Here is a 20422-nt window from a genome sequence, read left to right on the forward strand (position 1 = left end):
TATTTTTAACGCTCTGGGATCAGTCCACGTGGGCTGAAACGCAACACGACAAGCAAAATGATACCCATAGTCAAAAGTCGCATATGTGCAGCAGAATCCTGCAGGTGATTGCGCAGCGGGCTATCAGACGACATCCCGGATGTTACCAGATCAATCAGTGCCAAGCCCATCGGTTCAACCTGAACCCACAGGAACCAGATCAGGAACCCACCCAGGACGGCGCCAAAATTATTGCCAGACCCACCGACAATAACCATGACCCAGACCAGAAAGGTAAAGCGCAATGGCTGATAGCTGGATGGTGTCAGTTGCCCGTCTAACGTTGTCATCATTGCCCCAGCAATTCCACAGATAGCACTGCCCAGAATGAAAATCTGCAAATGGCGCCGTGTTACATCTTTGCCCATCGCCCGTGCGGCTGTTTCATTGTCGCGGATCGCACGCATCATGCGCCCCCAAGGGGATTTCAAAGCCAGTTGCGCTAGGACCAGTAAGAGAACCAGCACTATGGTGAACAAAACCGAATACCCCAGTTTGACAAAAAGCGACGACGCGGTGACCGGGTTCAGGCCCAAAGCTTCTGCGCGCTCAACAAAGCTGGCGCTTTGTTGCAGGTCAATTTCACGCGGAACAGGTCGTGGCAGGCCGATTGCGTTTTTCACGCCGCGGCTTAGCCAATCTTCATTTTTCAGAACGGCAATGATTATTTCTGCAATGCCAAGGGTGGCAATCGCCAGATAGTCGGACCGCAAACCCAAAGCGGTTTTCCCGATAATCCACGCCGCACCGGCTGCAAGCAAACCACCCACAGGCCAAGCCAGTAAAATCGGTAAGTCAAGCCCGCCAAGGTATCCGGTCAGAGCAGGGTTGACGCTTTCGACCGCATCGACAGCCGGATCGAAAATCATTCGATACAGGATAAAACCACCCAAAAGAATAATCAGTGTGACACTATTGCGGACGCGTCCCTTGGGCATATGTTTTTGCACAAGAACAGCCGCGACTATCGTGGCAACCCCCATCAACAGTCCCAAAATAACCCGTGCCCCCCCGGCCACCCATGCATCGCTGGTGGGTGGCATAGCGATTAGTACGGCGGCAAGACCGCCAAGGGCCACAAAGCCCATGATGCCGATGTTAAAAAGCCCTGCAAAGCCCCATTGTAAGTTAACCCCAAGGGCCAGAATGGCTGAGATTAATCCCATATTCAGGATCAAAAGCGCGGTATTCCAGCTTTGCAGAAAGCCGGTTATCAGGATCAGTACACCCACAAGCGCGAACAAGGCAGAGTTTTTCATCACAGGATTCATACGGCTTTCCCCCGAAACAAGCCCGTGGGGCGAAACAGCAGGACGATGATCAAGATCACAAAACTGACCGCGAATTTATAGTCTGTGGACATGAGTTGCATTAACCCTGACGGCTCAAGCATTTCTGGCATCAAATAGACCAGCACTTTTTTCCAAGCATAGGTGATCATGATTTCGGAAAAGGCGATGACAAAGCCACCCACGATGGCCCCAATAGGATTTCCCAAACCACCCACAATCGCAGCAGCGAATACCGGCAGTAAAAGCTGGAAATACGTGAAGGGCTTAAAAGATTTATCCAGTCCATACAGAACGCCCGCCGTAGTCGCCAATGCCGCGACCAACAGCCAAGTATACATGACAACCCGGTCGGGATTGATGCCTGATAGTAGTGCCAGATCTTCGTTGTCGCTGTAGGCGCGCATGGATTTTCCGGTTCGGGTCTTGTTAAGGAACCAGAACAGCAATGCCACTACGATAATTGCAGTCACGACTGTAATGCCTTGGGTCGTTTTGATCGCAAGACCTTCGCGCAACCCCGTCATTTCACGGAAATCGCGGACTGAAATGATAAAGCGTGCCCCATCTGCAAACTGCTGATCATCAGGGCCAATGAACAGTCGCACCAAGCCATTCATGATAAACATGACACCCATTGATACGATTACGAATATCACAGGGGCCGCTTTTTGGCGTCGATAGAATTGATAAACCAGTTTATCGGTGCTCAATACCAACAGCCCTGTCGCTGCAATCCCGATGGGCAGGGCCAAAAGGGCTGTAGGCAGCACACCAAATGTGATGCCCAAACCTTGCAAGCCCCAGGTCACAAAGATGGTCACCATCGCGCCAAAGGCCATCGTATCGCCATGGGCGAAGTTCGAAAATCGCAAGATGCTATAGATCAATGTCACGCCCAAAGCCCCAAGCGCCAGCTGCGCACCATAGGTGACCGCGGGGATCAGTACAAAATTGGACAAGGCCACGATGGCGTTCAGAAAATCCATTATCGTCTATTTCTCACATTTTCCATCGCGCACGATCACCTGAGGCAAGTTAGCTTCGCCGATGGCTTGCACCTGTTTTACCCAAATTGCATCGCCATTGGCTTGAACTTCGATCATATAAGCCGCCAGTTCACTGGGTTGGGTGCGGAATAATTCAGTTCCATCTTTTGTATTGACCGAACGAAGGGCTCGGAACGTATATTTTGTCTCTTTGATATTCGCAATTTCCGTACCTTCTGACCATTCAAGTATCATATCAAAGGGCCGCATCTTGCAATTGGCCAGATCGCGGCACGGCAGAAAGAAAACGCATTCCATTTTGCCTGCAAAGGCCAGATTTGTTGATAGCAACAGGGCCAATAAAGACATCAAACGTATCATGATTTTGCGCTGCATGTACCATGGCCTGAATACACAGTTTGCAAATCGTCAGAGACCTGGCTTGCCAGACCGTATTGATAACCGGTGTATACGAATGACTTATCGGCCTTTGATGTGAATATAATTGCGCTCCCTTTCAGCCCAAGTGCAAATGTGCCGCCGGTTTCCCACGATCCGTCAAGTCTGGCATATCGTTCACGATTGCTGTCATCTGCGAAATCACCGGTTTCCAAAGTATTGTCGTCGATCACAGTCACCCAAAATTCCAGATCCGTCGCTGGCTGACAGCTTTGATCGGATGCGCAAATTGTTGTAATCGCGCATGAATAACTCTGCGGAGATGCGGCCGCGATTGTAGATGAAAACAAAACGGCTAAAGCCGCATAAAAGGCATACTTCACGGTCAGCGTAGCTTTATGATGTAGGGTAAATGTCATTATATATTCTAGCATTTATTCATCCTCCTAAAAAACTTTTGCGTACTTCAGGGTCGGCCAAAAGATCTTGACCAGTCCCAGCAAATGCGTTGCGGCCCTGAACCAGAACATAGCCTTTATCCGCGATCTCAAGCGCTTGGCGGGCGTTTTGTTCGACCATCAGGATACTGATGCCGGTGCGGGCAACTTCGATGATGCGGTCAAACAGCTCGTCCATCACAATCGGGCTGACCCCGGCGGTGGGCTCATCCAGCATCAGGACCTTGGGCTGGGTCATCAAAGCACGCCCCACAGCGACTTGCTGGCGTTGGCCGCCTGAAAGTTCACCTGCTGCCTGATTGCGTTTATTGCGCAGGATCGGGAACAGATCATAGACCTGTTCAATCGTCGTCATAATATCATCGCGGCGCAGAAACGCGCCCATCTCAAGGTTTTCTTCGACTGTCATGGATGTGAAAATATTGCTTGTTTGCGGCACGAACCCCATGCCCTTGGCCACACGTGCCTGAGGTGTCAGCCCAGTGATATCCTCGCCCGCCAAACGCACAGCCCCATCGCGCACATTCAGCATCCCAAAGACCGCTTTCATCGCTGTGGATTTTCCAGCGCCGTTTGGGCCAACAATCACGGCAATCTGGCCTTTTTCAACCGCAATGGTGCAGCCATGCAAGATATCAGGCCCACTGCCGTAACCGCCAGACATGGCGTCACCAATTAAAAAAGGATCAGCCAAATCTGTTGTCCCTTACATTCATTATTTCCAAAATACTTACGCCGAAGGCATGAAAAACCCATCATACTTACGCCGAGACCTTGTTTTTCAGACCGGTGCCCAGATATGCCTCGATCACCTGTTCGTTTGCCTTGATTTCGTCCAGCGTGCCCTGGGCCAGCACTTTGCCTTCGGCCATGCAAATGACCGGATCACACAGTCGCCCGATGAAATCCATGTCATGTTCGATCACGACAAAGGTATAGTTCCGTTCCTTGTTCAGACGGATGATTGCATCGCCGATTGTATTCAGCAGTGTCCGGTTCACGCCTGCGCCGACCTCATCCAGAAAGACGATCTTGGCGTCGACCATCATAGTACGGCCCAGTTCAAGCAGTTTTTTCTGACCACCCGACAGATTGCCTGCACGTTCGTCTTTCAGGTGATCAATGGTCAGAAACTCCAACACCTCATCTGCCTTGGCCAGCAGCGCGCGTTCTTCGTCGGCGATCCGCTTGCGTCCAAACCATGTATTCCACAGCGTTTCACCCGATTGGCCGCCGGGCACCATCATCAGATTTTCACGCACGGTCATGCTGGTGAATTCATGGGCTATTTGAAAGGTACGCAGCAATCCTTTGTGAAACAACTCGTGCGGGGGCAGGCCGGTGATATTTTGGCCCGCCATCGTCACCCGACCGGACGTGGGTTTTAAAACCCCTGCAATCACGTTGAACAGTGTGGTCTTACCGGCACCATTTGGGCCGATTAAGCCGGTGATTGATCCCTGTTCGATTTCCAGTGATGCGCCATCCACGGCATGAAAGCCGCCAAAATGTTTGTGTACGTCTTCGACGACGATCATTCTTATTTCCCTGTCACGCTTTGCGCGCTTTTATTATAGAAGGCAGCACAAAGAAACCTTTGCGCTGCCTATATTCAATCAGCGGTATTTAACCGTTGTCATTTTACCGTCTTTAAAAACAACTTCGCGGAAATTACCAGCGGATTCACCGGCACCTAGCAACTCGACCGCAGTCGCGCCGACATAGTCAATTTCGCCGCCGTCAGCCAGTATTTGCAGGGCTTTAGCCAGCTCGCCAGGGAAAATCTGTTCACCGGGGGCGTTCGCCACATCCATGACGTTATTTTTGTAAACGGATGGGTCAGACGACTCTGCCGCTTGCATGGCCAACAGTATCAAGGCCGCTGCATCATAGCTTTCAGGCGTAAAGGTCGATGTTGGATCGAATGCATCGCCCACAAGTTCGATAAAGCGTTCAGCACCGGGGCTGTCGGTGCCAGGTTGCTGACCTGTCGATCCTTCGATTTCTGTACCAAAGTTTTCTTCCAGACCCTGACCCATCATGCCATCGGGAAAGTGGAATGTATCAAAGGCGCCCGTATCCAGGGCCGCACGTACGATACCGTTCCCACCCTGATCAACATAACCGGCCACAACCAGGCGTTCACCGCCAGCTGATGCCAGGGCTGCAACTTCGGCTGTATAATCGGCTTTGCCGTCTTCGTGGGCCGCACTGATGGTTACGATGCCACCTGCGGCTTCAAACGCCGACTGAAAGCTGTCTGCCAGGCCTTTACCGTAATCGTTGTTTGTGTAAGTCAGTGCAACCTCTGTGACGCCTTGTTCGATCAGGACATCTGTCATGACCTGACCTTGACGTGCATCTGACGGGGCTGTGCGGAAGAAAAGACCATTATCTTCAGCCTGCGACAAAGCGGGTGATGTGGCAGATGGTGAAATCATAACAATGCCGTTTGGCACGGCCACATTGCTAAGGATCGCGCCTGTGACGCCTGAACAATCTGCGCCCATGATGCCCTTGACGCCATCTGATGTGATCAGACGTTCGGCGGCTGTTGTGGCGGCAGCAGAATCGATACAGGTCGAATCCGCACGGACTGGTGTGACTGTCGCCCCACCAAGCAACAGACCGGATTCAGTCGCCTCTTGCATCGCCAGTTCTGCACCAGCAGCCATAGGCGGTGTCAGCGATTCAATTGGTCCCGTAAATCCAAGGATAATCCCCAGTTTAATTTCTTCGCTATGACCGGCAGCGAAAGCCCCGGTGGCAGTAACAGCTGTCAGCGCAGTTGCCATAAGCAGCTTTTTCATACTTTCTTCTCCCATATTGGATTTTTTAATCCTGTCAGAGCCTAAGCCGGTCTTTTTCAAATGAAAAGAGCCGCAATCAGTCGAATATTCCTCACAACGGCTTTATCAAGACTGGACGCCGGGATTTACGCACATATCTGAGATGAAATGACACCTAAAAGGGATTTCACATGCATCGCTTTATTCTGTCTGCAGTATTGTCATGCGCGATAACCTCGCCTGGTTTTGCACTTGGGACCAGTCAGGGGGATGTCACTATAACCGAAATGGCATCCGGGCTTGATGCACCATGGGCCATGGGTTTTCTGCCTGACGGCGGTTTTATGGTGACAGAACGCGGTGGCCGGCTTTGGAATTATGATGGCAATGGAAACCGCACACAGGTCACTGGATTGCCAGACATTCATGTGGACGGTCAGGGCGGATTGTTGGATGTGATGATCCCGCGTGATTTTGCACAAACGCGTCAGATCTATATGACCTTCGCCAAGGCGCAGGGGCGGGGTGAAGGCACGGCTGTTGCCGTTGGTAGGCTGAATGCAGCAGGTGACAGTCTGGAAGAGACGCGCGTAATTTTTGAAATCGCAACCGGTTCAAGCGGGGGGCGCCATTTTGGCAGTCGTCTGGTCGAGGCACTTGACGGCACGCTGTTTCTGACGGTCGGTGATCGCGGCGATCGTCCGTCAGCGCAAGATCTGGCGATGCATAATGGATCGGTATTGCGCATTAATCGTGACGGATCCGTGCCGGATGATAATCCGTTTGTCGGACAAAATGGCGTGCAACCGGAAATCTGGTCCTATGGCCATCGCAATCCGCAGGGTGCTGCATTGGATTTGCAAGGTAATCTGTGGGTCAACGAACATGGTGCGCGTGGCGGGGATGAAGTCAACCAGGTCAAGCGCGGTGCAAACTTTGGCTGGCCTGTCATCTCCTATGGTCGTCATTATTCGGGCTTGTCCATTGGTGAGGGCACGTCAAAAGAGGGCATGGAACAACCTGCACACTATTGGGATCCGTCTATCGCCCCGTCCGGTATGATGATCTATTCTGGCACGTTGTGGCCTGAATGGCGTGGTGATATGTTTGTTGGTTCGCTAAAGTTCAGTTATATCAGCCGCTTGGACGGCGATAATGTAGCTGAGGTTGAGCAGATCGAAGGCGATGAAACGGTCCGCGTGCGTGATATTCGCGAAGCGCCGGACGGGTCGATCTGGTTCATGTCTGTGGGAAATGGCGAGATTTATCGCATGACACCGTAACGTGGCTTAGCTGCGCGTATCCGGCAAACTGATCTTGGCCACTTGTTCGGCAATCGGGTCGACAGACAACGGGTGCGTATCCGCGGTATAGGATTTGGGATCATCCATGCGTTCCCAAGTGCCGCGGCGGTAAACCTCAAGGCCCGAAAAGTTGGATTTATATCCCATTTTTGGCGATCCGGGTACCCAATAGCCCAGATAAACATAGGGCAGGCCAGCCTCTTGCGCGATGGCGATATGATCCAGAATAATATAGGTGCCCATCGAATTGCGCGCCTGTTCAGGATCATAGAATGAATAGACCATGCTTAGCCCATCGTCCAAAACATCCGTCAGACAGACCGCTGTCAAATCTGTCGTATATTGATCCGATTTTGAGGGCAGCGTATATTCAATGATCCGACTGCGGATTGGCGTTTCTTCGATCATTGCCGCAAATTCAAAGATATCCATATCCGCCATGCCGCCATCGGAATGACGGCTGTCCAGATAGGTGCGGAAAAGCTCGTACTGATCTTCTGTCGCCCAAGGGCTTGAAGCCGAGCGTTGCAAGGGTTTATTGCGATTAATCGTGCGCTTCTGACTGCGTGATGGCTTGAAATCCGCAACTCTGATCCGTGCTGATAGGCAGGCCGCGCAATCGGCGCAAGATGGGCGATATAGCACATTTTGGGACCGGCGAAAGCCTTGCTTTGACAAACCGTCGTTCAGTTTTTCGGCATGATCACCTTGTAAGGCTGTAAACAATTTGCGCTCCATCCTGCCCTCAAGATAAGGGCAGGGCTGCGGTGCGGTTACATAAAACTGCGGTGCAATTGGTAGTGTATGGCGCATTGGACCTTATCTGCTTGTTCAACAGACGTTAGCAACAGGAATGCGTCACGCCAAGTCTAATATCTCGCCTTTTGGTTTAGTGCGGCGGTTCCAAGCACGTGATCTGTCGCGCTTTGCTTACGCGCCGTGACGATGATCAACACGATTGATACGATCTGCAGCAGAAAAAACCACATCGAAATATAATAGCCGACGGTGTGTAAAAGCGCAGTGCTGGTATCAAAAGGTGTTCCTTCGCTGCGGACCATTTCAATGGCAACCAAACGCATGCCCAATGTTGCAGATTTTCCGTTTAACGTTATGAAACGATACAGAAATCCGACAATGAACATGATGCCGAAAAACAGGAAAAATCCTAAACCAAGGGTCAGGATGCTGATGCCGATGGATATCAGAACCACAATAACAACGTCGATAATCCATGCAATAAACCGCTTTGTCGGAATATCGTCATAGAATTCGGATTGGTATCCAGGATCGGGCAGGCCGGAATATGGTGCGTTATATGTCATGTTTACCAAATATGGGAATTTTGTTGGAAATGGAAAGAGGCAGCCGTGCTTTGGCTGCCTGATTTCAGTTTTAGTTATCAGATTCGTCTTTTGTCGATTTTGCGCGGTCATTCATGAATTGATCAAACTCGGCCTTATCCTTGGCATCGCGCAGACGCTCAAGAAACTGTTCAAAGCTGGCTTGTTCTTCTTCCAGACGACGCAATGTATCGGATTTATATGCATCAAATGCGCTGTTACCGCTGGACCGATAAGTCATTGCGCTGCGTGACATACGGTTCATTTTTTGGCTGCAGGAATTTGAAAACATGCGTTTGCTCCAGATCATATATACTAAAAGGGCCAGACCAACGGGCCATATGAAAATAAAACCAAGCACCATGGCAGCGATCCAGGCGCCTTTGCCCTTGTGATCCATCCAGGCTTCGGCGCGTGAAAACCAGTTACCCTGATTTTGCATTTGCGCATGTGTTGCGGGGGCGGGGGTCATTATGCTCTCCATATTTTAATGTATGTGAATGTCTTTCACATTACTGATATTGGAGTTTTACGAGAACGGATCAAGAGGATATGTAAAGGAAATTTACATTAATTTGAATTACGACGTGAAATCAGACACTTGCGCATTACTTAATTGCTGTAAAATAGCAGGTTTGATTGGGAAAATATGGCGCGGGGTACCTGCGGCGGCATAAATCAGATCGAATGTCAGTAATTTGGGATCAAGATACGTCGTAATAGGGGAAAGATGCCCGATTGGGGCAACGCCGCCGATGGCAAAGCCGGTTTGTTTACGGATCAGCGCCGCATCGGCTTTGCCAAGGGATTGTCCAGCGACCGCTGATGCCTTTGCATTATCGACCTGATTGCCTCCTGCGGTGATGAACAAAATAGCATCCCCTGAAGTTTCGCCGCGAAAGATGATGGATTTAGCGATTTGATCCAATTTACAACCCGCTGCATCAGCCGCTTGTTGGGCTGTGCGTGTTTCTGTGCCCATTTCCAGTACGTCTGTTTCCACACCAGCCTCTGCCAGTGCGTGTTTTACCCGTTTCAGGCTTTTGCTCATCCGGTGCCCCTGTTTGATTGACCAGATCGTTCGTATCTGACCATGTATAGTGCATGAGTTTCATCAAACGTATGACCCGCTGTCCAGACCCTTATAATGCCGTCCACGGACGCGAGGTTTTAGCGTTGTTTGATCATCTTCCGTCCGAATTATGTGATCTTTTGGCAGGGACTGCAGGGTGCAGCCCGTATCTGAAGCTTCTGATCGAAAAAGAGGCCAAATGGCTAGCCTCCGCATTCGATACGCCCGAGACAGCAGCACAAACGATTTTTGATGATCTTAAAGACACGCGCCTAACGGACCTTCCAGCGGCGTTACGACAGGCCAAGCGGCGCATCGCATTATTAACAGCCTTGGCCGATCTAGCAGGGGTCTGGCCCTTAGAGCAGGTGACCGGAACATTAACGCAATTAGCCGATCTAAGCGTCGATGTCGCGATCAAAGCCTTAGTCGGGGCGGAAATCACACGCGGCAAAGTGCCGGGGCAGGGTGAAGACGCAATTCCGACGGCGGGCGGCATGGTTGCCTTGGCGATGGGCAAAATGGGCGCGGCCGAGCTGAATTATTCGTCGGATATCGACCTGATTTGTTTGTTTGACGAAACTCGCTTTAACCCCGGTGATGATCACGAAGCACGCGCGGCATTCGTTCGTGCCACCCGCAAAATGGCTGCCATGCTAAGCGATATAACGGCCGATGGGTATGTGTTTCGAACAGATTTGCGCCTGCGCCCCGATGCATCGGTGACGCCTGTGTGTTTGTCGATGGCCGCGGCCGAGCGATACTATGAAAGCGTCGGGCGGACCTGGGAAAGGGCCGCCTATATCAAGGCGCGGGCCTGCGCGGGCGATATTGCTTCGGGCGACAGGTTTTTGCAGACACTGACGCCTTTCGTCTGGCGGAAACACCTGGATTTTGCAGCGATTCAGGATGCCCACGATATGCGTCTGAAAATACGATCGCACAAGGGGTTACACGGCCCCATTACGCTGGAAGGTCATAATATGAAACTGGGCCGTGGTGGTATTCGTGAAATTGAATTTTTCACGCAGACACGCCAATTGATTGCAGGTGGGCGCGATCCAAGTTTACGACTGCGCGGAACAATCGACGGGCTTGACGCGCTCGTGGACAGAAATTGGGTGCCTGATCATGTGGCAGATGTTCTGAAAACCCATTATCGGACCCATCGCGAGGTTGAACACAGATTGCAGATGATCGGTGACGCACAAACACATGACTTGCCGAAAAATGTCGAAGGGTTTGACCGATTGGCGGCTTTCATGGGCACGTCGACTGAAACCCTGCGCCGTGATTTAAATGATAGCCTGACCCAGGTCCACGAGCTAACAGAAAGCTTTTTCGCGCCATCGGACCGGCCGAACGACGATGATGATACGTTCGGCGATCAGATTACGGCGCGCTGGCCGAATTATCCTGCGTTGCGATCCACGCGCGCTGTTGAGATTTTTAAACGTCTGCGGCCAGAGCTGTTGCGCAAGCTGAAAAGGGCGGCAAAGCCCGAAGAAGCTTTGGTTCAGTTCGACGGGTTCCTGGCGGGTCTGCCTGCAGGCGTGCAGCTGTTTTCGTTGTTTCAGGCCAGTCCGCAACTGGTTGATCTTATTGTGGATATTTGTGCATCGGCCCCGGCATTGGCGCAGTATCTGTCCCGAAATTCTGCTGTTTTGGATGCGGTCATTGGGGGTGATTTCTTTGCACCTTGGCCGGGGGGGACCGATTTGACACACAACCTTGAAACAACACTGTTGCAACTGCAAGACTATGAGGCACAGCTGGATACGGCGCGGCTGTGGGCGAAGGAATGGCATTTTCGTGTGGGCGTACACCACTTGCGTGGCTTGATCAGTGCAGCAGATGCAGGTGCACAGTACGCAGATATTGCACAGGCTGTTGTTGCCGCACTTTGGCCCTGTGTTGTTGCCCAGTTTGCAACCAAGCACGGTGATCCACCGGGGCGCGGGGCGGCTGTTGTTGCAATGGGGTCCCTTGGGGCAGGGCGACTGCATGCGGCGTCTGATCTGGATCTGATTGTAATCTATGATGATCAGGGGATTGATGCATCAGACGGTCGTCGCCCGTTGCCTACGCGCAGCTACTTCGCACGGCTGACGCAAGCTTTGGTCACAGCCCTTAGCGCGCCGATGGCACAGGGTAAACTGTATGAAGTTGACATGCGATTGCGTCCATCTGGTCGGCAGGGGCCAGTTGCCACCAGTTTGACGTCATTCCAAAAATATCAACTGACCGAGGCTTGGACATGGGAACATCTGGCCCAAACCCGTGCCCGCGTCATCGCAGGTCGTCATGATTTAATCGCTGATATCGAAGCATTTCGCGAGGATCTGTTGCAAAATGCGGGCGCGCCACAGAAAACCTGTGATGATGTGATCGATATGCGTCGCAGGTTGATCGCTGCGAAACCCGCGAAAACCGAATGGGATATCAAACTTGGCCATGGTGGCATGCAGGATATTGAGCTTTTGGCCCAAGCGTCAGCTTTGATAGCCGGCGAACCTTCGCATGATGTCGTTGCACAGTTGCAGGCGGGCGCACATATTGGTTGGTACAGCGATCAGGATATGCAGAAGTTGACCGAAGGCTATGAACAGTTTTGGGCAATTCGCGCAACGGGTCAGTTACTGGGGGACGACAGCTTTGCGCCAGATACACTTGGTCAGGGCGCCTGTGATATTCTGTTGCGCGAAACGGGGCAAAACAGTCTGGACGATATTTTGAAAACGCTATCAAGTTTACGCGATAAGGTTGCGGCCATCGCAGACCGGGTGCTTGCCAATCCGCCGCTAGATGTTAATTGAATGCATCAAGGAGAGCGTGATGAGCGACAAAAATATAGATCCCAAAGGACTAATTCGCGAGGCTTACAATATTGAAAACATTGCCTTGCCCGAATGTCGTTCAATTTTTCTGGATTGGGCCATTGGTGTACCACAAGGGCGATCTGCACAGCGATCTATCAAAGCTTTGCTTAAGCTTTACCAGTCGGATCACCCAGATCACCCGATGACGCAGGTTTTGACCGAAGGTTTGGCCCCTGCACCCGTGGCAAAGCGCCGTGGCGGACGTGCGGCGCGTATTAAGAATTAGCGCGACAGGGTCAGTTGGCCGTTCGAAAAGGAAAGCGTGTTGAAACGGTTCAGATAGGTCATGCCAAGCAAGCTCATGTCCATATCACCCCGATTGACAGATGTGGAAACGCTTTGGTCACTGATATTTTCCAACTGGACTTGATCCACCCGGATTTGTGCTGTTTCAACCAAACCGTTCGCAGTACGCGCGCGCCCAAAATAGGACAGATTTTCGGTGTCAATTCCGATACGCTCTGCATCGGCTTGGGTCAAAACCATATCTGTGGCACCTGTATCAACAACAAAATCGACAGGGACATCGTTCAGACGAAGGGTCAGATAGTAGTGGCCGTCACTGGACTGCGGAACCAGAATTGTACCGTCCTGTGTAAGTGATTGGCGCGGCGAGACATCATTGCTGATATCATCCCATAGCCCGACTGCTGCAATGACGCCGATAAAGATAAGACCCCATATCGCGGCCTGTTGTGCGGTCTTACTCATCTGTCCGCGGCTTTGCATCAGGAATGAACCCCCAATAACTGCGCCAAGCAAAACAAGATAAATCAGTCTTGCGGTATCGTCACCTGTCATAATCTCAACCCTCCTGCAGTTCTATATGGGTCACAGGATGCCAAATCCAAAGTCGCGCATTCCGTCAAGAACGAACTGAACCGCAAGGGCTGCCAAAAGCATACCCAAAAGACGGGTGACCACATTGATGCCTGTCTTACCCAGTGCGCGTTCAACCAAGTTTGAGGCCATGAACATGATAAAGACAATGGCCATGACTGCGACCATGACCCCTGTGATCGCAGCAAACCCGGTCCAGTCTTCGTCGCCCGTCAAAAGGATAATCGTGGTGATCGCACCTGGACCGGCAAGCAGGGGAATGGCGATGGGAAATACCGATGGGTCGGGGCGTTCTTCAGCCTGATCTTCGCGCCGACTTTGACGGCGTTCGAACAGCATATCAAGGGCGGTTAAGAACAACAGAATACCGCCTGCGATACGAAATGCGGGCATGGAAATGCCGATAAACCCAAGAACGGCTTCGCCGAAAAAAGCAAATAACAGCAGAATTCCAATAGAGATGACGCAAGCGCGTGCGGCAATGGCACGACGTTCTGTGGGTGTCATCCCTTGGGTCAGGGCAACAAATAGTGGTGCCAAACCGATGGGGTCGATAATCACGAAAAGCGTGACAAATGCGGTGATCAGAGCATCAAACGGCATAGCTTAGCGAGGGACTATCGAAAGGGGCGCTTGCGCGCATTCTTTCTGGCACTTCGTGCAGTTTTGCACCTCGCACAATGAGTATTTATACAACAATGAAAGGCCTTTGCTTTGCGATTGCCGCTTTGTTTGGCCCGTTCATTGATTAATCGCAAGTGTTTATTCTTCGGGTTCAAATTTCAACGCGACACCGTTGATGCAATACCGCAGGCCTGTGGGTTGGGGGCCATCGGGAAAGACATGGCCCAAGTGGCCATCACACCGATTACAGTGAACTTCTGTCCGGCGCATGAACCAACTGTTATCTTCGCTTTCGCCAACCATGTCGCCCTCAAGCGGGGCATAGAAAGAAGGCCAGCCGGTGCCGGATTCGAATTTTGTGGCTTGATCAAATAAGGGGGCGCCACATCCTTTGCACAGGAATGTGCCTGGATCTTTTGGAAAATTGTCATGTGTATGGGCGCGTTCTGTGCCGTGTTTGCGCAACACTTTATATTCCATATCATCCAGCTTTGCGCGCCATTCGTCTTCGGATTTGATCACTTTGTCCATATATTCTGTCCTGTCGTCAAAACTTTGACACATCTGGTGTGTCAGATCATTTTATAGATAGATAGGTCTGAATTTGCAGCGCGCCAGAAAGGATCGGCGATGTTGGTCTTTAAAAAAGGCAATTATAATGCGCGATTGGCGGACGGGCAAAGTGATGTTCTGCGCGCGCAACAGCTTCGATACAAGGCGTTTCGGGATTATGACAGCGTTGGTGTTGATCAGGATAGTTTTGATGAAAAATGTGATCATGTTCTGGTCGAAGACATAAAAACTAACGCGCTTGTCTGCTGTTTTCGTTTATTACCTTTGAACGGTGGCCAGCACATCGGCGAAAGCTATTCGGCACAATATTACGAGTTATCAGCCTTGCAGGATTTTAAGGGTCCGATGGTTGAAATGGGACGATTTTGTATTGATCCGGATTGTTATGATGCAAATATCCTGCGTGTGGCCTGGGCTGCGATGACCAAATATGTCGATAATGCAGGGGTCGAGCTGTTGTTTGGGTGTTCGTCGTTTCAGGGCATTGATGCGGCAGATTATCATGACGCATTTGCGATATTACGGGATCGCCATCTGGCACCAAAACGCTGGTTGCCCAAGGTTAAAGCCCCCAGTGTGTTTCGCTTTACCAATCTGTTGCGGGGCAAGCCAGATCGCAAGCAGGCGATGCTGCGGATGCCGCCATTGTTAAAGACGTATCTGGTGATGGGGGGCTGGGTTAGCGATCATGCGGTTGTGGACCGTGATCTGAACACGCTGCATGTTTTCACTGGACTTGAGATCAAGGCGATCCCGCCAGCACGCGCGCGGCTTTTACGTGCCGTTGCAGGGTGACTTGACGCGCCCCGCCACCGTGTCTAGCTGGGGCCCATGGCACGTGTCCCTTTATTACAGCTTTCCGATATCTCGCTGACATTTGGCGGTGATCCTGTATTTTCCGATCTGTCGCTGGTGGTGCAACCCGGTGATCGTGTGGCGTTGGTTGGGCGCAACGGATCGGGCAAATCGACCCTGATGAAGGTGATGGCAGCGCTGGTCGAAGCGGATCACGGCACACGTGTTATTCCGCCGGGGGTCGCTGTCGGATATATGGAACAAGACCCTGACATGGCGGGGTTTGCGACTTTGGGTGACTACGCCGCAAGTGGTTTGGATCCGGCAGACGCATACCGTGCCGATATGTATGCAGAAGGTCTGAAGTTTAAACCTGAAACACCTATTGATACAGCATCGGGCGGGGAACGCAGGCGGGCAGCATTGGCTAAGCTAATGGCCGAAGCGCCAGAGTTGATGTTGTTGGATGAACCGACCAACCATCTGGATATCGAAGCGATTGCATGGCTTGAACGGGAATTGAAAGAAACCCGTAGTGCCTATGTTCTGATAAGCCATGACCGTGCGTTTTTGAATGAACTAACCCGCGCAACCCTTTGGATTGACAGGGGAATGGTGCGGCGACAGGAAAAAGGGTTCAGCACCTTTGAGGCCTGGCGCGACAAGACGTGGGAAGAGGAAGACGATGCACGTCACAAGTTGGATCGTAAAATCAAATCCGAAGCGCGGTGGGCCGTTGAAGGCATCAGCGCGCGCCGTAAACGCAATCAGGGCCGTGTGCGGGCATTACAGGAATTGCGGGCCGAAAGATCAAGCATGATTCGTCGTCAGGGGGCTGCGGATATGGCGCTGGAGTCGGGATCAAAGTCCGGAAAAAAAGTGATCGAAGCCAAAGGCATATCCAAAGAGTTTGAAGGCAAGGTGATCGTCAGCGACTTTTCGATCCGAGTGCAGCGTGGTGACCGTGTGGCCTTTGTCGGACCAAACGGGGTGGGTAAGACAACGTTGCTGAAAATGCTGACCGGCGAGGTCGCGCCAGATGACGGCAGCGTCACGTTGGGTACGAATTTGCAATTGGCTGTTTTTGATCAGGCGCGCGCGCAATTGGATCCGAAAATGTCGCTTTGGGACAGTATGACCGGTGATCCGGATATGCGTGTGTCTGGCAAGGCCGATCAGGTCATGGTGCGGGGCACACCACGGCATGTTGTGGGCTATCTGAAAGATTTTCTGTTTGATGACAGACAGATGCGTGCGCCTGTCAAAAGTCTTTCGGGCGGCGAAAAGGCACGCTTGTTATTGGCCAAGATCATGGCACGGGAAAGCAATCTGCTGATATTGGACGAACCGACGAATGATTTGGATATAGAAACGCTTGATCTGCTGCAGGACATCTTGGGGGAATACGATGGCACAGTCCTTTTGGTTAGCCACGACCGCGACTTTCTGGACCGTGTCGCGACCACGACAATCGCGATGGAGGGGCAGGGCACGGCCGTAACCTATGCCGGCGGATGGAGCGATTATCAAACGCAAAGATCTGTGGCCAAAACACCGGATGTCGCATTAAAATCGTCTGCAAAAAACGGTAAGCCGACGGTTCAAAAAGAAACTAAACCAGGGCTTAGTTTTACCGAAAAACATCGTCTGGAAGAACTGCCTTCGGTGATTGAACGACTTGAGGCAGAAATTGCCAAGCTGGAAGAATTTCTGGCTGCACCTGATTTGTTCAGCAAAGAACCGGTGAAATTTCAAAAGGGAACAGAGGCGTTGGTTGAACGCCAGGCTGCGCTTCAGGCTGCAGAAGAAGAATGGCTGCTGTTGGAAGAACGTGCGACTTAAAATGACTATCAGCGCTAACCGATAGTCATCTGTATTCCACATAAGCACAGTCAATAGACGTGCTTCTGCAATATCCGTTGGCTGAACAAACTTAAAGAAAGCCCATTTCTTCGAATGTACCAATGTCCGTGAAGAAGGGACCACCACAATCATCTGGCTCTTCTGGATTGCGCCAATCATCAGGGGTGAACGGCACAGGTAGACCATCATTCCCGCACCAGCCAAGAAGTTCAAAAGTTTCGGCCCAAACGTCAACATTGGCAACCAGAACAGGCATATCTCTCACCGGGACTGGTGTTGGCTTTGCCTCAGCCTCTTCAGGGTTGATCAGGAAATCCTGAAACCATGCTGCGAGCATTTCGTCAGCCATGAGATAGTTAGCAATAAGCTCTGGGGACTCTACCCACTCATACTCTACAACAACACCATTCTCTGTCAGGATTTCGCCATTTGGTACAAAAATGAATTCATCAGACATAATATAACTCCTCAAAAAAAATTATTTAAAATGCTAAAATAAGCAAATTCGACATATCATAATACTATACTGTCACAAAGTGCATTCTTAACATTCTTGAAGGTTGTTTGATTGAACGCTTTTGGACAATGCTGATGCCGCAATATTTTATGAGTGATGAGAAGCAACTTGCTGAAGCTTTAGGCTGTTTCAAACACCCGTGCAAAGATCGTATCGACATGTTTGGTGTGATACCCAAGGTCGAATTTTTCTTCGATGTCATCCTTTGACAGTGCCGCGGTTACATCTGGGTCGCCAAGCAATTCTGTTTTAAAATCCTTGCCCTCTTCCCAGACCTTCATGGCGTTACGTTGCACTAGGCGATAGGCGTCTTCGCGGCTGACGCCAGCTTGGGTCAGGGCCAGCAGCACGCGCTGGCTCATGACCAGGCCGCGGAATTTGTTCATATTGGCCAGCATGTTATCGGGGTAAATCACCAGTTTATCGACAACGCTGGTCAGACGGGCCAGAGCAAAATCCAATGTGATTGTCGCATCGGGGCCGATGTTGCGTTCGACGGAACTGTGGCTGATATCGCGTTCGTGCCAAAGGGCGACATTTTCCATCGCGGGGATCACAGCCATGCGGACCAGACGCGCTAGGCCCGTCAGGTTTTCGGTCAGCACCGGATTGCGCTTATGGGGCATGGCGCTGGATCCCTTTTGACCGGCGCTGAAGAATTCTTCGGCCTCCAACACCTCGGTCCGTTGCATATGGCGCACTTCGATCGCGATATTTTCGATCGAGGACGCCACAACGCCAAGGGCGGCAAAAAACGCGGCATGGCGATCGCGGGGGATAACTTGTGTGCTGATCGGTTCAGGCACCAGGCCCAGTTTGTCACAGACATGCGCCTCGACCGCGGGATCGATGTTGGCAAAAGTGCCGACGGCGCCGCTGATCGCACCTGTTGCAATCTCTTCGCGCGCGACCTGAAGTCGGCGTTTGTTGCGGTCCATCTCGGCGTAAAAGCGGGCAAAGGTCAGACCCATCGTGGTGGGTTCGGCGTGAATGCCATGGCTTCGGCCGATCCGAATGGTGTCTTTATGTTCATACGCCCGCCGTTTCAGCGCGGCCAGCAGGTTATCCATATCGGCCAGCAGAATATCCGCCGCACGTACGAGCTGGACATTGAAACAGGTGTCCAGCACATCGGAACTGGTCATGCCCTGATGGACAAAGCGGGCCTCTTCGCTGCCCACATGTTCGGCCAGATGGGTCAGAAAGGCGATGACGTCGTGTTTGGTGACGGCCTCAATTTCGTCAATTCGGGCAACGTCAAAGTCCACATCCTTGGCCTTCCACACCGCATCCGCATTTTCGCGGGGGATCACGCCCAAATCGGCCATGGCGTCGCAGGCATGCGCCTCGATCTCATACCAGATGCGAAATTTGGTTTCAGGTGACCAGATGGCAACCATATCAGGGCGGGAATAACGAGGGATCATTGGCTGGCCTTCCGTGTGGGCAAAACTTTTTCTGCGTCATAGACCGCTGGCGCGCAGGCGGCAAGGCGTGGTTCAGCTGGTTGGGTTCTATCGTCGTCAGATCGACAAGCGCGCAGCCTGTGCACCACGTTCACGATAAGGCGTTGTATCGTAATGCGATCTGTAGCATTTTGAAAAATGCGATGGAGATGCAAAACCGCAAGCCAAGGCCACGTTGATCACGCTCATGTCTGTTTGCATCAGCAGATTACGTGCCTTTTGCAGGCGCAGTTCCATATAATATCGCTTGGGCGAGCGGTTCAGATAACGACGGAACAAGCGTTCCAGTTGGCGCGTGCTCATCCCGACATTCTGGGCCAGGATCGAGGGGCTGATCGGTTCTTCTATGTTGGATTCCATAATCTGAATGACCTGGCTTAGCTTTGGATGCCGTACCCCGATGCGCGTGGGTGTCGACAATCGTTGGGTATCCTGATCGGTTCGGATCGAATTGTAGATCAACTGATCAGCCACGGCATTGGCCAGTTCTTCCCCGTGATTGTTTGCAATCAGCTTCAGCATCAAATCAATCGATGATGTTCCGCCGGCAGTCGTATAGCGGTTGCCATCCATGACAAAGATTGATTTTGTCAGATCAACGTCTTCGAATTCTTCGATAAAGCTATCCTGATTTTCCCAATGGATTGTAGCCTTTTTACCATCCAGCAAACCAGCCTTGGCCAGTGAATACCCGGCGGTACACAACCCGCCGATGGTCACGCCTTTGCGCGCTTCACGGCGCAGCCAGTTCAATATCCGTTTGGTTGTCGCGATCTGAATATCAATACCGCCACACAACAAAATCGTGTCATCGCGTGACAGTTCTGACAGATCACCATCAACCTGAAACGATATACCGGCTGAACAGGTCACAACATCGCCGCTGTCGCTTAGCACAACCCATTCATAAATCGTTTTACCCGACATTCTGTTTGCAATGCGCAAGGATTCAACAGCTGCTGCAAAGCATAGCATTGTGAAATTATCCATCAGGACAAACGCAAATTTACGGGACTTTGGGTCAGCCGTGTCGATGGGGGTAATCTGATTTTCCAATGGCATGAGCCAACCTGTTTTAGTGTCGTGCTGCACCACAACAGTTTTACAAGGCGCATTCAAGGGTAAAGCACTGCGGAAAGGCATTGGCAAAAAGGGGTATCATTCGCTATATGGGGCATCTGAT

At 51.5% G+C, this 20422-nt stretch carries 22 protein-coding genes; 5 read left to right on the forward strand and 17 right to left on the reverse strand.

Annotated features, from left to right (window positions below; all coding sequences use genetic code 11):
* Positions 1–5: 5 nt before the first annotated feature.
* The 7 genes from HRQ87_RS10785 to HRQ87_RS10815 all read right to left on the reverse strand — a co-directional run bounded on the left by HRQ87_RS10785 (position 6) and on the right by HRQ87_RS10815 (position 5984).
* Positions 6–1310 (reverse strand): branched-chain amino acid ABC transporter permease, encoded by a 1305-nt coding sequence (locus tag HRQ87_RS10785; RefSeq protein WP_174138151.1) that lies wholly within the window; start codon positions 1308–1310, stop codon positions 6–8.
* Positions 1307–2317, reverse strand: a complete 1011-nt coding sequence (locus HRQ87_RS10790) for a branched-chain amino acid ABC transporter permease (protein WP_174138153.1) — start codon at positions 2315–2317, stop codon at positions 1307–1309. The genes HRQ87_RS10785 and HRQ87_RS10790 overlap by 4 nt, the downstream gene beginning before the upstream one ends.
* 6 nt (positions 2318–2323) lie before the next feature.
* The gene (locus HRQ87_RS10795) at positions 2324–2686 is read right to left on the reverse strand and encodes a hypothetical protein (RefSeq protein WP_174138155.1); all 363 of its coding nucleotides are present in this window, start codon (positions 2684–2686) and stop codon (positions 2324–2326) included.
* An 8-nt stretch (positions 2687–2694) separates the two neighbouring features.
* On the reverse strand, positions 2695–3150 hold the full coding sequence (locus HRQ87_RS10800; RefSeq protein ID WP_174138157.1) for a hypothetical protein: 456 nt from the start codon (positions 3148–3150) through the stop codon (positions 2695–2697).
* Positions 3151–3154: 4 nt separating this feature from the next.
* Entirely contained in the window at positions 3155–3868 is a 714-nt protein-coding gene (locus tag HRQ87_RS10805; protein ID WP_174138159.1) for an ABC transporter ATP-binding protein, read from the reverse strand.
* Between the two features lie 67 nt (positions 3869–3935).
* The gene (locus tag HRQ87_RS10810; protein ID WP_174138161.1) at positions 3936–4712 is read right to left on the reverse strand and encodes an ABC transporter ATP-binding protein; all 777 of its coding nucleotides are present in this window, start codon (positions 4710–4712) and stop codon (positions 3936–3938) included.
* Positions 4713–4790: 78 nt separating this feature from the next.
* Positions 4791–5984 (reverse strand): ABC transporter substrate-binding protein, encoded by a 1194-nt coding sequence (locus HRQ87_RS10815; protein ID WP_174138163.1) that lies wholly within the window; start codon positions 5982–5984, stop codon positions 4791–4793.
* A gap of 170 nt (positions 5985–6154) precedes the next feature.
* Here HRQ87_RS10815 and HRQ87_RS10820 point away from each other — a divergent pair, with 170 nt between their 5' ends.
* Positions 6155–7246, forward strand: coding sequence for a PQQ-dependent sugar dehydrogenase (locus tag HRQ87_RS10820; RefSeq protein ID WP_174138165.1), 1092 nt, complete (start codon positions 6155–6157; stop codon positions 7244–7246).
* A 6-nt stretch (positions 7247–7252) separates the two neighbouring features.
* On the opposite strand, the gene HRQ87_RS10825 is transcribed toward HRQ87_RS10820, so the two are convergent.
* The 4 genes from HRQ87_RS10825 to HRQ87_RS10840 all read right to left on the reverse strand — a co-directional run bounded on the left by HRQ87_RS10825 (position 7253) and on the right by HRQ87_RS10840 (position 9661).
* Complete coding sequence (locus HRQ87_RS10825) at positions 7253–8080, reverse strand: arginyltransferase (protein ID WP_174138167.1); 828 nt, start codon at positions 8078–8080, stop codon at positions 7253–7255.
* 56 nt (positions 8081–8136) lie between these two features.
* Positions 8137–8592: an RDD family protein gene (locus tag HRQ87_RS10830; protein ID WP_174138169.1), complete on the reverse strand. Its 456-nt coding sequence runs from the start codon at positions 8590–8592 to the stop codon at positions 8137–8139.
* Between the two features lie 70 nt (positions 8593–8662).
* Positions 8663–9082: a DUF2852 domain-containing protein gene (locus tag HRQ87_RS10835; protein WP_174138171.1), complete on the reverse strand. Its 420-nt coding sequence runs from the start codon at positions 9080–9082 to the stop codon at positions 8663–8665.
* 108 nt (positions 9083–9190) lie between these two features.
* The gene (locus HRQ87_RS10840; RefSeq protein ID WP_174138173.1) at positions 9191–9661 is read right to left on the reverse strand and encodes a YbaK/EbsC family protein; all 471 of its coding nucleotides are present in this window, start codon (positions 9659–9661) and stop codon (positions 9191–9193) included.
* Between the two features lie 53 nt (positions 9662–9714).
* Here HRQ87_RS10840 and HRQ87_RS10845 point away from each other — a divergent pair, with 53 nt between their 5' ends.
* Together HRQ87_RS10845 and HRQ87_RS10850 are read left to right on the forward strand one after the other, a co-directional pair.
* Positions 9715–12498, forward strand: a complete 2784-nt coding sequence (locus HRQ87_RS10845; protein ID WP_174138175.1) for a bifunctional [glutamate--ammonia ligase]-adenylyl-L-tyrosine phosphorylase/[glutamate--ammonia-ligase] adenylyltransferase — start codon at positions 9715–9717, stop codon at positions 12496–12498.
* Positions 12499–12517: 19 nt separating this feature from the next.
* A complete protein-coding gene (locus tag HRQ87_RS10850) occupies positions 12518–12787 on the forward strand; it encodes a hypothetical protein (RefSeq protein WP_174138177.1) in 270 nt (89 codons plus the stop codon).
* Here the strand turns inward: HRQ87_RS10850 and HRQ87_RS10855 are convergent.
* The 3 genes from HRQ87_RS10855 to msrB all read right to left on the reverse strand — a co-directional run bounded on the left by HRQ87_RS10855 (position 12784) and on the right by msrB (position 14556).
* Entirely contained in the window at positions 12784–13362 is a 579-nt protein-coding gene (locus HRQ87_RS10855) for a retropepsin-like aspartic protease family protein (protein WP_174138179.1), read from the reverse strand. The genes HRQ87_RS10850 and HRQ87_RS10855 overlap by 4 nt on opposite strands.
* 30 nt (positions 13363–13392) lie before the next feature.
* Positions 13393–14004: a MarC family protein gene (locus HRQ87_RS10860; protein ID WP_174138181.1), complete on the reverse strand. Its 612-nt coding sequence runs from the start codon at positions 14002–14004 to the stop codon at positions 13393–13395.
* A 159-nt stretch (positions 14005–14163) separates the two neighbouring features.
* Positions 14164–14556, reverse strand: coding sequence for a peptide-methionine (R)-S-oxide reductase MsrB (gene msrB / locus HRQ87_RS10865; protein WP_174138183.1), 393 nt, complete (start codon positions 14554–14556; stop codon positions 14164–14166).
* Positions 14557–14655: 99 nt separating this feature from the next.
* Here msrB and HRQ87_RS10870 point away from each other — a divergent pair, with 99 nt between their 5' ends.
* Both HRQ87_RS10870 and HRQ87_RS10875 read left to right on the forward strand, forming a co-directional pair.
* Positions 14656–15393, forward strand: a complete 738-nt coding sequence (locus HRQ87_RS10870) for a GNAT family N-acetyltransferase (protein WP_174138185.1) — start codon at positions 14656–14658, stop codon at positions 15391–15393.
* A gap of 36 nt (positions 15394–15429) precedes the next feature.
* Positions 15430–17235 carry an ABC-F family ATP-binding cassette domain-containing protein gene (locus HRQ87_RS10875; RefSeq protein WP_174138187.1) on the forward strand — a complete coding sequence of 602 codons (1806 nt, stop codon included), beginning with the start codon at positions 15430–15432 and terminating at the stop codon, positions 17233–17235.
* A gap of 91 nt (positions 17236–17326) precedes the next feature.
* Here HRQ87_RS10875 and HRQ87_RS10880 read toward each other — a convergent pair whose 3' ends face one another.
* From HRQ87_RS10880 to HRQ87_RS10890, 3 genes are all read right to left on the reverse strand, one after another.
* Positions 17327–17713: a hypothetical protein gene (locus tag HRQ87_RS10880; RefSeq protein ID WP_174138189.1), complete on the reverse strand. Its 387-nt coding sequence runs from the start codon at positions 17711–17713 to the stop codon at positions 17327–17329.
* A 179-nt stretch (positions 17714–17892) separates the two neighbouring features.
* Positions 17893–19200, reverse strand: a complete 1308-nt coding sequence (purB, locus tag HRQ87_RS10885; protein ID WP_174138191.1) for an adenylosuccinate lyase — start codon at positions 19198–19200, stop codon at positions 17893–17895.
* 96 nt (positions 19201–19296) lie between these two features.
* Complete coding sequence (locus HRQ87_RS10890) at positions 19297–20301, reverse strand: GlxA family transcriptional regulator (RefSeq protein ID WP_174138246.1); 1005 nt, start codon at positions 20299–20301, stop codon at positions 19297–19299.
* Positions 20302–20422 lie beyond the last annotated feature (121 nt).

This window comes from Parasulfitobacter algicola (genome assembly GCF_013315265.1).
GTDB lineage: Bacteria > Pseudomonadota > Alphaproteobacteria > Rhodobacterales > Rhodobacteraceae > Parasulfitobacter > Parasulfitobacter algicola.

What these genes read in the sequence shown, in the direction of transcription:
- HRQ87_RS10800 (WP_174138157.1), bottom strand. Translation starts at nt 3,150, where the DNA reads ATGCTAGAATATATAATGACATTTACCCTACATCATAAAGCTACGCTG.
- HRQ87_RS10825 (WP_174138167.1), bottom strand. Translation starts at nt 8,080, where the DNA reads ATGCGCCATACACTACCAATTGCACCGCAGTTTTATGTAACCGCACCG.
- HRQ87_RS10890 (WP_174138246.1), bottom strand. Translation starts at nt 20,301, where the DNA reads ATGCCATTGGAAAATCAGATTACCCCCATCGACACGGCTGACCCAAAG.
- HRQ87_RS10840 (WP_174138173.1), bottom strand. Translation starts at nt 9,661, where the DNA reads ATGAGCAAAAGCCTGAAACGGGTAAAACACGCACTGGCAGAGGCTGGT.
- msrB (WP_174138183.1), bottom strand. Translation starts at nt 14,556, where the DNA reads ATGGACAAAGTGATCAAATCCGAAGACGAATGGCGCGCAAAGCTGGAT.
- HRQ87_RS10820 (WP_174138165.1), top strand. Translation starts at nt 6,155, where the DNA reads ATGCATCGCTTTATTCTGTCTGCAGTATTGTCATGCGCGATAACCTCG.
- HRQ87_RS10855 (WP_174138179.1), bottom strand. Translation starts at nt 13,362, where the DNA reads ATGACAGGTGACGATACCGCAAGACTGATTTATCTTGTTTTGCTTGGC.
- HRQ87_RS10875 (WP_174138187.1), top strand. Translation starts at nt 15,430, where the DNA reads ATGGCACGTGTCCCTTTATTACAGCTTTCCGATATCTCGCTGACATTT.
- HRQ87_RS10870 (WP_174138185.1), top strand. Translation starts at nt 14,656, where the DNA reads ATGTTGGTCTTTAAAAAAGGCAATTATAATGCGCGATTGGCGGACGGG.
- HRQ87_RS10830 (WP_174138169.1), bottom strand. Translation starts at nt 8,592, where the DNA reads ATGACATATAACGCACCATATTCCGGCCTGCCCGATCCTGGATACCAA.
- HRQ87_RS10835 (WP_174138171.1), bottom strand. Translation starts at nt 9,082, where the DNA reads ATGACCCCCGCCCCCGCAACACATGCGCAAATGCAAAATCAGGGTAAC.
- HRQ87_RS10845 (WP_174138175.1), top strand. Translation starts at nt 9,715, where the DNA reads ATGAGTTTCATCAAACGTATGACCCGCTGTCCAGACCCTTATAATGCC.
- HRQ87_RS10880 (WP_174138189.1), bottom strand. Translation starts at nt 17,713, where the DNA reads ATGTCTGATGAATTCATTTTTGTACCAAATGGCGAAATCCTGACAGAG.
- HRQ87_RS10815 (WP_174138163.1), bottom strand. Translation starts at nt 5,984, where the DNA reads ATGAAAAAGCTGCTTATGGCAACTGCGCTGACAGCTGTTACTGCCACC.
- HRQ87_RS10810 (WP_174138161.1), bottom strand. Translation starts at nt 4,712, where the DNA reads ATGATCGTCGTCGAAGACGTACACAAACATTTTGGCGGCTTTCATGCC.
- HRQ87_RS10850 (WP_174138177.1), top strand. Translation starts at nt 12,518, where the DNA reads ATGAGCGACAAAAATATAGATCCCAAAGGACTAATTCGCGAGGCTTAC.
- purB (WP_174138191.1), bottom strand. Translation starts at nt 19,200, where the DNA reads ATGATCCCTCGTTATTCCCGCCCTGATATGGTTGCCATCTGGTCACCT.
- HRQ87_RS10860 (WP_174138181.1), bottom strand. Translation starts at nt 14,004, where the DNA reads ATGCCGTTTGATGCTCTGATCACCGCATTTGTCACGCTTTTCGTGATT.
- HRQ87_RS10795 (WP_174138155.1), bottom strand. Translation starts at nt 2,686, where the DNA reads ATGTCTTTATTGGCCCTGTTGCTATCAACAAATCTGGCCTTTGCAGGC.
- HRQ87_RS10790 (WP_174138153.1), bottom strand. Translation starts at nt 2,317, where the DNA reads ATGGATTTTCTGAACGCCATCGTGGCCTTGTCCAATTTTGTACTGATC.
- HRQ87_RS10785 (WP_174138151.1), bottom strand. Translation starts at nt 1,310, where the DNA reads ATGAATCCTGTGATGAAAAACTCTGCCTTGTTCGCGCTTGTGGGTGTA.